Origin of the sequence: Chromobacterium subtsugae, from assembly GCF_001676875.1 — a bacterium.
Taxonomy (GTDB): Bacteria; Pseudomonadota; Gammaproteobacteria; order Burkholderiales; family Chromobacteriaceae; genus Chromobacterium; species Chromobacterium subtsugae.
In genome coordinates, this window is sequence record NZ_JYKA01000075.1 from 1 (window position 1) to 208 (window position 208).

General features: G+C 46.2%; 1 protein-coding gene. It reads right to left on the reverse strand.

Annotated features, from left to right (window positions below; all coding sequences use genetic code 11):
• Positions 1-25 precede the first annotated feature (25 nt).
• Positions 26-208: hypothetical protein (locus MY55_RS24160; RefSeq protein ID WP_208856088.1), on the reverse strand; the 183-nt coding region annotated here is incomplete at its 5' end.

Sequence of the window (208 nt, forward strand, 5' to 3'; positions counted from 1 at the left end):
AAGACTATCTAATCTGCAATACAAGTTATATTCCAGACATAATCAAATCCAGGATATGATTTCTGATGGAATCCAATGGGGCAACCGCTGGCAGGGTCATGCCCTTGGCAAAGTTGCAATTGCGAACCACGCCCATCACCAACGATATGGATGCCACAGAGTGTTCCGGAGGCTGATTTTGAAATTGAAGTCCACCTACCGGATTGGC